Source organism: bacterium (genome assembly GCA_036382775.1).
GTDB lineage: Bacteria > Hydrothermota > Tepidihabitantia > SM23-42 > JAOAFX01 > DASVHD01.
Genome location: DASVHD010000041.1, coordinates 112154 through 121831, shown reverse-complemented (window position 1 = coordinate 121831; position 9678 = coordinate 112154). Strand labels below are relative to the sequence as shown.

Genomic DNA, 9678 nt, shown 5'->3' with positions numbered 1-9678 from the left:
GACCTTGTTGAACCGGCTGATATTGGGGATGGAGCCGAGATCCCCGGTCGAGGGATCGATGTCGATCGAAAAATAACAGATATGGGTCAGCAGGTTCATCGCCATGTACTGGTAATATGCCGTGTCAACCCAGTAGGGCATATAGCCATAGTAGTTTTTCAACATACCCTTGATCTCATGCCGCAGCGTGCGGGTCGCCTGCCGTATTGTTGAGACGGGCGTCCAATCGGCAGTGGCGCGGTATCTAGAATTTTCGAAATTGTGGATCGATATGAAATGTTCAGGAGGCTCTGTCGGTTCAAAACTATAAATAAAAACGTTCATCATGACGGCCAACGCCAGACAGTTCAATGTTCCTCCGTTCTTTTTATTATTTTAAGGCGATTTGGAGGTTTGTCAATAGATTAGATCGTTAAAGACTTCCAGCGAGCAAGGAGACCACATAAAATCACCCCTCCTTTGATGGGAGGGCACACACAAATTATCCCCTCCCTTGATGGCAACATTCACCCCCTCCTTTTTCCTCCCCCCTCGAGGGGGAGGAGATAAAGAATGAAGATTTTCCCATCAAGGGGGAGGAGATCAAGATGTAGCCACAGGCTTTAGCCTGTGAAAAAAAATATTCAAGATATGCGCACCTTAAAAGGTGCGACTACATGTTTGTAATAGGAGTGTTTTCAAGACAGCTCATTTCGCATACTTCAGCGAGTTCAGGCGGAGCCCGCCCAGGTGGTAGTAAAAATAAGCGGGCAGAAGATGCTGGATATCACCGAGCGAACCGTCGCTTAAGATCGCGGTCGTGCCGCGGTACAGCGCTTTCATGGCGTTGACCGTCTCCGGCTGAAGGGACACAACGCTGTCATCGAAATCCTTGTCGCAGACCAGGCCGCCGGCGGCGATGCTGAAATTGTATTTTTGAGGCAGCGTGATCGGTATATGACAGCGCATGCACTTCTCCAGCGTGGGTTTTACGCCCAACAGGTCCAATGACTGCAGCAGAAAACGGTACAGCACATCGCGGGTATCTGATTCGTGGCTATCGTTTAGCACGTGGAGACAATAAACCGCGAGTCCGAATATCCGCTCGTCGCCCTCGCCGGCCGGTTGAGTCCGATCGAGAAGTTCGCAGATAACGAGCGCGCCGTGCGATTTTCTCGCCGATTTTCTTATTCCATCGAACGGTTCGATGACCACCGCGTCGGACAGGGTGTACAGGTCCCGGTCTTCCTTTTTGTAAAATATAACGGTGTCCAGGCAGAACGGTTCAAGTGCGCCACAGAATTTGCTTCGCGGCCTGCGGGCGCCTTTGGCCACCAGTTTGATCTTGCCTTCGTTCCGGGTGAGGGTGCTGGTTATCAGGCTGGTTTCCTTAAACCGGATGGTGGTAAGGATAAGCGCTTCGGTTTTTCGGATATCAGCCATGAAGTAATTGGAGTAGGGCGTTCACGCCCGTGTCGTCGCCACGCGCCTGAAGGCGCTACTCCGGCTGTACGGATGGAAAATCAGGATCTTACAAGCCCAGGACAGCCGCGTAACCCGGGATGTCGAGAAAGCCGTGACCGCTGATGTTGAACGCGATGACCTTTTTCTCGCCCCTATCGCGGCATTTGATCGCTTCATCGATCGCGCAGCATACCGAATACGCCGATTCGGGCGCCGGCAGCCACCCTTCCGTCGATATGAACAGCTTGGTGTTCTCGAAAACATGCTTTTCGTCCTGGTCGTAGGCGATCGTATCGATGTAACCTTCGTGACGGAGCAGGCTAAGGATCGGCGAGCAGCCATGATATCGGAGGCCGTCGCCCTTGATCGGTATCATGTCGGTCTTATGTCCGAGCGTGCACATCTTGAGCATGGGCGTCATTTCGGCGTAATCAGCAAAGTCGTATTCATAAGGGCCGGTTAAATTGGGAGCGGATTTACTCTGGGCCGCGATGAATTTGGTCTTTTTGCCCTTGGTCAGGACGTCGCCCAGGAACGGGATGGCGAATCCGCCGAAATTCGACCCGCCGCCCAGGCACGATATGACAAGATCCGGGTATTCGCCGAATATCTCCATCTGTTTCTTGGTTTCCAATCCGATTACCGTCTGGTGCAAGAGCACGTGGTTGAGCACTGACCCGAGCGCATAGGTCGCTTTCGGGTCCTTGTTCGAATCCTCAAGCCCTTCCGATATCGCGATCCCGAGGGAACCGACATGATCGGGGTTCTTGTCGTACAGCGACCTGCCGAATTCCGTTTTGGAGCTGGGAGAGGCGTACACTTCAGCGCCCAGCAGCTGCATGAGCTTGAGCCGGTCCTTTTTCCAGTTATAAACGCTGCGCACCCAGTAAACAGTACATTTAAGGCCGGTCACGGCGGCAGCGTATGCAAGCGCGGTGCCCCACTGGCCGGCGCCGGTCTCGGTGGTCAACCGCTCAAATCCCTGCTTTTTCGCGTAATAGCACTGAGCCAGGGCCGTGTTGACCTTATGGCTGCCGGTCGGGCTGAAAAATTCGCTCTTATAATAAAGCTTCGCCGGGGTTCCGAGTTTTTTCTCAAGGTTCGTGGCGCGGAAGAGTGGCCGCGGCCTGCCGGCTTTGGTGAACAGATCAATAACGCCACCCGGGATATCGATCCATCTTTCCTGGGAAAATTCCTGGTTCAGGCACTCGCCGATCATCATGTTCGGCAGATTTTTTATTCGGGATGGGCCTTCGGGCGGATCCATGGGCGGTGGCAGAGGCACGGGCAGGTCCGGTATAATGTTGTACCACTGCGTTGGCAGATCGTCATACTTAATATTGACCATATTGAGCATTTATTCCTCCTTAGTATCTTTTTGCTTCTTCATCGCCGCGCAGCACGCGCAGCACGCCGAGCGCCAGCGATTCCATTTCACCTTCGCCCGGGTACACGAAAAATTTCGGACATAGAAAACCGATCCATGCTTTAAGCGCTTCGACAAAGCCCTTCGAGTGGGCGATACCGCCGGTGATGATGATCGCATCCAATTCCCCTTTAAGCACGACCGCGTAAGCGCCGGCTTCTTTTGCGATCTGATAGATCATCGTCCGGTAAGCAAGATCAGCTTCCCGGTCACCCTGGCTGATCCTGTTCTCGATCTCTTTGATATCGTCGGTGCCGAGGTAAGAAAGCAGGCCGCCTTCCCGCAGCAATTTTTTCTTCAGATCGGCGGCCGAATACTCGCCGCTATAACAGATCTCGACCAGCGGTATGGTCGGAAGCGCACCGGTTCTCTGGGGTGAAAATGGTCCGTCCTCATTAGCGTTCGACGAATCAATCTGTGTGCCCTTGAGGTGGGCGGCGACCGTGATGCCGGTTCCCAGGTGGATTATCACAAAATTGCACTCGGGATAAGGTTTATTAAGTTCCTGCGCGGCCTTTTTCGCGACCATGCGGACGTTCAACGCGTGGCTGAGAGCTTTTCTTTTTATCTCTTTTAAGCCGGAATACCTTGAGAGTTCCCAGAATTCATCCACCGAAACCGGATCGACGAAATATGCGGGTATGCCGAGCGGATCAGCTATTTCCTTGGCGATCACGGCGCCCAGCAAGGACGGGTGTTCCGTTTGGTAATTGCCATTCTGAACATCGCGGACGAGTGCGTCAGTTACCAGGTAAGTTCCGCTCGTCAGCGGTTTAAAAGGACCGCCCCTGCCGACGACCGCGTTCAGTGAACTCAGATCGATGCCGCGGGATCTAAGAGCAGTCAGGACGGTTTCCATGCGGTACTGGCGCTGGTCAATGATCTTAGAGAACGATTTGAGATCCTCGGGGCGGTGGCGGATATTGTCTTCGAACTGCGCCTGGTCATTCTGGAAAACCGCGATGCGCGTCGAACCGGCACCCGGGTTGATCACGAGGATCTTGTATGTCATTGGGCTTCCTGGTCAGGTCCTGGTCTTGAAATGGCTGAAAGTTGGTTTGTAGTGCGCCACAAAAACATCGTCAAAGTCATAGATATCTTTGAAGTCGTCGATCTTGTCTTCTTCCGTTTTGCCCAGGATCTTTGAATTAACGAGGTTGAAAACGATATTGCCAAAGTCAACGGTCTCGGTTATGCCCCAGTGTTCGAACACCATTTTTGCCAGGGGGCCGAAGCGTTCAATACCGAGCCGTTTGATCCCTTCCAGCAGTTCCTGGCCCGTTACGTGTCCTTCCTTTTTGAAAATGTTCCTGGCATAAAAAAGGCCTTCCAGGACGAAAAGGTAAGCTTCGATTTTATATCTCTTGTCCTGGTCGATGATCTGACGCAGAACCTCGGCTTCGTTCATGAGACGTTATTTCCCGCAGCATGACCGCGGTTTCTGGTTCTGGTCTCCGGATATATATTTTTCGGGATCTTCATCAAATGATTTCTTGCACGGTTTTGAGCAGAAGAAGTACGATACGCCCTTATAAAGGCTTTTGAATTGGGCCGTTTTCTCATCAACCTGCATCCTGCAAACAGGGTCGATCGCCATGTTCTCCACCCCCTTACTTATTCCTTGTGCAATAACTCACGTCAAATTATAATCAAAATGCTTGCCTGGTCAAGTGGTTGACTTTGCGCGATTTTTGATTATTATATAGCGTAAATTTTTTAAAAAAAAGGGCATACATGAACAAAGGAGACCGATTGAAATACCGATATTTACCGTTAGTGATGTTTGCCGTATTTCTCTGTCCGTGCACTGGTAAAAAAGAAACAGACCAGACATTAAAGACAATGAAATCTCTACCCGCGGACATGCTGATGATACCCGGAGGCGAGTTTGTCATGGGTTCGGACTCAAGCGAGGAAAATCCCAGGCATAAAGTGTTCGTCGACACTTTTTATATGGACAAATGCGAGGTCACGAACCGGCAGTACGGGGAATTCGTCAAAGCGACCGGTCATCCTCGACCGTTATTTTGCCGCGACACTTCTTTGAACAAACCTCAACAGCCCGTGGTCGGGGTCAGCTATTACGACGCCCAATCCTACGCGATGTGGGCGGGTAAGCGGCTGCCGACCGAGGCGGAATGGGAATGCGCGGCGCGGGGCGGCTTACCGGAAAAAGAATTTCCCTGGGGCGATGAACCACCGATCAACCGCTGTAACTACGCGCCCGACGGCGAGAAAGATCGCGACGGGTTCGCGTTCACTGCCAGGGTCGGCTTTTTTGCCGCGAATCCTTACGGATTGTTCGACATGGCAGGTAACGTGTGGGAATGGTGCAGTGATTTCTACGATTCAAGTTATTATGCGAGGAGCCCGCTGGAAAACCCCGCCGGACCCGATTCCGGCTACACGCGCGTGCTGCGCGGCGGCTCGTGGCTCAGTATAAATACCAAGCACCTCCGCTGCTCATCGCGGCTCGAGCTGAAGCCCTACGTGCAGGACCGTTACTATGGCTTCCGGTGCGTTATGGATCCCTACTAGATTATCTCGTTTTTCATGTAATTCTAAAATGATGAAACGGCCCCTAAACGGGATAACCAATATTTTGATATGAGCTTAAGAATGATGAAAGACCCAAATGTCAGCTCGTCGTTTTTTTTCAAAATTCTTAGATGTACAAACGACATGCATAGGTCAGCACAGCGTAGAAAAGAACAGTTGGGGACTGAAAATGTTATTGTGGTGCCTTAGGTTCGCAATTCTTTGCACTGCCGCCAATCTGCCTGCCGGGCAGGATTCGCTGTCTGATTCCCTGGTTCACAAGGCTCTTATCCGGCTTGACCGTTATATCCAGCGGGATTCGCAGCCCATAAAGTTTTACTACGATAATTATCCCCGTCTGGCTGATCCCGTCGTTTACCAACTTAGCAAACCGGTTGACACGTTCCAGTCCCGACAGGAAAGCCTGGAAGCAGTGCCGCTTACCGGAGGACTGACAAGGGGAGAACCGTCGATACCGCGTACCCGGGTTGCGCCGTCTGAGTCGCTTAATATCGTGCAGATCGGTGGTTTGGTACAGTCGATATCTTTAGACCGTCATGCCTATCACCAGGGGGAGATCGCGTACATGAATGTTAACACCGCGCTTCCGATCGGCAAAGTTTCGGTACGGTTTCTTCAGCGCACGTACAAATTGTACGCGTTGTCCAGTACGCTGTACCAGACCCTGCTTGCAGTACCCATGGACGCGGATTCGGGACGGCACAAGATGACGTTGAGTTACGAGGAGGGCGGCGCGAAGAAAACCGTCAAGCTGCCGTTCATGATCCTTCCTGGCGAGTTCGCCGAGGTCGATACCGCAGAAATGGATATCGGGGTTTTGACCGAAGAGACGCTGGAAATGATGAAATACGAGGGCAGGTATTTTACCCGGGCTTACGGAAAGGACACCGATTCAGTATTGTACGACGGCGATTTCATCTGGCCGTGCGAAGGCTCGATCACGGCAATATTCGGGGTGGCCCGGCGCTACAACAAGGATCTCGATAAATGGTCACACAAGGCCATCGATATTGCCAATGCCGTCGGCACGGATATTTTGGCGTCGAACAGCGGCCTGGTCGTGCTGGCCGAGGACCTTGATGGTCATGGCAAGAGCATCGTCATTTCCCATGGCCAGGGTATCCACACGGTTTACCTGCATCTAAACAAGATCCTGGTAGAGAAAGGGGATCGCGTGCTGAAAGGGCAGATCATCGGCGAGATGGGCAGCACTGGGATTTGCACAGGATCTAATCTGCACTGGCAGATCATGCTTAACCGCGTGCCCACCGATCCGCGCTGCTGGATAAAAGACGGTATTTTGAACAAAAAGGGTAGTTATGTGCATACTGAATCGGTAAAGGATGAGTAACCAATTTTTTGTAATAAACGGGGGATCGTGTCAGCTACATGCTTTTTCGTTTCGTTGAATTTTTCATATAACACTACGTTATTTGCATAGCCCAGAACTCTCGATGCAGTTCCCAGAGCGTCAGCCACGATCGCATCACTTGCCCCCGCAGTCAACCTGTAAATATCCCTTAAACCATTTAAAAAGATGAACGCTTCTGATAGCGTCTCAAGATCACCGCGCAATACAGGTTGAATGCCCGCAATATTTTCAAACAATTTTGTGTTAACGGGTTCTTTAATACCGTAATATGCTTTAAAAATAAGCATCATCATTTCGATATCCCTCAATCCCCCCATTCCTTCTTTGATATCGCTGTCCGCAGTTGATATTTCTTTTTCGGTAACATGCCGGGCCTGGATTTCCTGGATCATCTGTGCTATATAATGTTCTTTTTTGTCAAATATTTTAGGTTTTACGATGCGCTCGACAAATTCATTTTCCAGCCGGCGTGATCCGACGATTAGCCGGGCACCAAGAATCTGCGATTTTTCAATGAAAATTTCCGGCGCCATGCGGTCCAGGAGTTTTTCCATTTCCTGGAATAACACCACGTATCTTCCAAAATAATCGGCAAAACGATGGTGCGGTATGGTGCCGCGTTGAATAATCTCGGCGTTTATCCGGCTGACAATTTTGTTGCAGTATGCGGTGATGTCCGGGTCTTCAGAATTAAGCAGTACTATGATGTCATAATCGTCGTCATAGGCTTGTTCTCTCGCATGACCACCGGCGGCAAAAATGGCTAAAACGTCTTCCGTGATGATTCGTTTATTGTATTCGGCATCAACCTCTTGCCGGCAGATATCAACCAGAGAGTGGATGTACCGGTCCGAAAATTCGATGAAATCAGCACTTGTTGTTGCGACCGACGCGCCATGAAGGGTATTTATGCCCACGCGCATCATTTCAAAATCATAATACTCACCAAGTTTTTGTTTTTTTTGCCGGAATGTTCTCATTGAACCCACATCATTATGCAGCCATTCGCCGAATTCTTTCAAACGGGGCGGCCTCCTTAATATTTGTATGCATTCAGGGTATTTGTTGATTACAATATGAAAGTAGCGCTTATAAAACTTGCTGCCATAAAAGTGGATGTTCAAAATATATTCTAAATCGCTCACAACGCTGGCGATGTCTTCTTCATAAATTTGTCCCTTCATGGTTTTTTGATATCGTTTCAACTGTTGTTCTTCATTCAGCGAAAAGTAATTGTTGATAAGATGAGGGAAACGATAAAAAACAAAAGTGAGTTTTCTCGTTAAATCAGTGATTTTATCTACTTTTTGCAGCAAATAATCGTTCATGTTTTTAAATAACGAAAATCCATATTTACTGCTCCCCAGTATGGTTAGAAACTTGATCAGGGTGTAGAAATCGTATTTAGCCCATTCGATGTACTTTCTGATTATTCGCGTTTGTTCAATCACGGATAGTGAACTAATATCGTTTACGAAACGCTTAAGGACATTCTCGGCTTTCAGACGGTCGATGATATCGTCCCAGTATGATGTTCCTCGATAAAATTTAAATTTTTCAACAAAATCTTTGGCGCTATTTCCTTTATAATCCAGGTTGAACATTGCGGCAAAATCAGAATGTTCGGCAAGATGGCTTTTTAGATCATCGAGCAAAACCGGTACGATTTTCCGAATGTTCTGGACATGTTCGTAGTAATGGACTAATAGATGTTCTTCGGCGAGGCACTGTCCAATATCCGAATAACCGAGCACTCGCGCGATTTTTCTGATGTTGGGCATCGAAGTATTGTCTAAAATCACCTCTTCGTCCTGGGTAACGAACAGCTGGTAAAGGTATCTGAATATTTCAAAAAATGTCAATGACCGGTCGAGAGCTTCGTACTCATTCAAACGCCGCTCATTTTTTATCTTCAGTTCTTTAATAATGTCCCACGCATTGACCTGGTCAATGCGATAAACTGTTTTTTGAGCCGATACAATGCTTTTGATGATACGCAAACCATCTTCCTTAAAATTAATATGCATGGAACTAATCGGCCGGGCGATCAACGAGTGGATTTCACCGAGGATGCCACGCAAGTAACCTTCATGGTACTTGTTATCGATGCCCGGTTTAAAAAAATACCGGCCTGTTATATCAGTGCGATATTGGTCGAAAAGTTGCCCGCTGCCGGTTATTACCGCAGCACTGAGCATTTCATTAATGATTACAAAGTCTCTTATTTCGTGTTTTAAAACCCGCTTATATTCGTTAATGGATGCTGAATAGTGTTGGGTGCCGACATGTTCTGACAGGTGGAAATGGAATGATGTCGCATATTTCATGAACTCATGACTTATTTGAGCAACCGCCCGGTTGAAATTATCGCGTTCGCTGCCGCCATCGTCGATTATTCCCACGTCAATATCATCCTGGTCAGACTTGGTGCCCACACCGAGTATTACAAATTCCGTTGACTGCTGCCGATCGAGAAAGACACTCAGAAGCTCATTGATGTAGGCGGTTGTCAGTGTCCGAAACCAATCGCCGACATTGCGCATGAATTTTCTGTAGACAGCCACTTTGTTCGTTTCCGCAGCGATAATGTCCATACGCAGGGTATCGATTGTCTGCCGATTTATCAGCAATAGTTGCAGAGCAAAAAATGTGCCCATGAAAGATAGTCGTTCTTCGGTGTTTTCGGCGACATTGGCCACGATTTTTAACTCCCGGCCGAAATCACCTGTTGAGTGCATCAAGTGTACCTGATCGCGTTTCTTTTGGTTTTCCAGCTGTCGAACAATGGACTCGAAATTCTTTAAGACAGCTTGCAGCTGCTTGCGGTAGTGATTTCCGAATTCGCTGGATTGCTCAGCGAGACTGGATAAGAAATCCC

The 9678-nt window shown here is 49.2% G+C and carries 9 protein-coding genes; 2 read left to right on the top strand and 7 right to left on the bottom strand.

Annotation, left to right across the window (positions count from 1 at the left end; all coding sequences use genetic code 11):
• From VF399_10930 to VF399_10905, 6 genes are all read right to left on the bottom strand, one after another.
• Positions 1-351, bottom strand: a 351-nt coding sequence (locus VF399_10930; GenBank protein HEX7320855.1) for a hypothetical protein, incomplete at its 3' end; no start/stop codon positions are given.
• A 336-nt stretch (positions 352-687) separates the two neighbouring features.
• The gene (recO, locus tag VF399_10925; GenBank protein ID HEX7320854.1) at positions 688-1422 is read right to left on the bottom strand and encodes a DNA repair protein RecO; all 735 of its coding nucleotides are present in this window, start codon (positions 1420-1422) and stop codon (positions 688-690) included.
• An 88-nt stretch (positions 1423-1510) separates the two neighbouring features.
• A complete protein-coding gene (locus VF399_10920) occupies positions 1511-2800 on the bottom strand; it encodes a TrpB-like pyridoxal phosphate-dependent enzyme (GenBank protein HEX7320853.1) in 1290 nt (429 codons plus the stop codon).
• Positions 2801-2810: 10 nt separating this feature from the next.
• Positions 2811-3881: a butyrate kinase gene (gene buk / locus VF399_10915; GenBank protein HEX7320852.1), complete on the bottom strand. Its 1071-nt coding sequence runs from the start codon at positions 3879-3881 to the stop codon at positions 2811-2813.
• 12 nt (positions 3882-3893) lie between these two features.
• A complete protein-coding gene (locus VF399_10910) occupies positions 3894-4277 on the bottom strand; it encodes a Minf_1886 family protein (protein HEX7320851.1) in 384 nt (127 codons plus the stop codon).
• Positions 4278-4283: 6 nt separating this feature from the next.
• Positions 4284-4466 carry a YHS domain-containing protein gene (locus VF399_10905; protein ID HEX7320850.1) on the bottom strand — a complete coding sequence of 61 codons (183 nt, stop codon included), beginning with the start codon at positions 4464-4466 and terminating at the stop codon, positions 4284-4286.
• A gap of 155 nt (positions 4467-4621) precedes the next feature.
• Between VF399_10905 and VF399_10900 the strand changes: the two genes are divergently transcribed.
• Positions 4622-5407: a formylglycine-generating enzyme family protein gene (locus tag VF399_10900; protein HEX7320849.1), complete on the top strand. Its 786-nt coding sequence runs from the start codon at positions 4622-4624 to the stop codon at positions 5405-5407.
• A 190-nt stretch (positions 5408-5597) separates the two neighbouring features.
• Complete coding sequence (locus tag VF399_10895) at positions 5598-6779, top strand: M23 family metallopeptidase (GenBank protein HEX7320848.1); 1182 nt, start codon at positions 5598-5600, stop codon at positions 6777-6779.
• On the opposite strand, the gene VF399_10890 is transcribed toward VF399_10895, so the two are convergent.
• Complete coding sequence (locus VF399_10890; GenBank protein ID HEX7320847.1) at positions 6746-9538, bottom strand: hypothetical protein; 2793 nt, start codon at positions 9536-9538, stop codon at positions 6746-6748. The two genes, VF399_10895 and VF399_10890, sit on opposite strands and share 34 nt — an antisense overlap.
• Positions 9539-9678 lie beyond the last annotated feature (140 nt).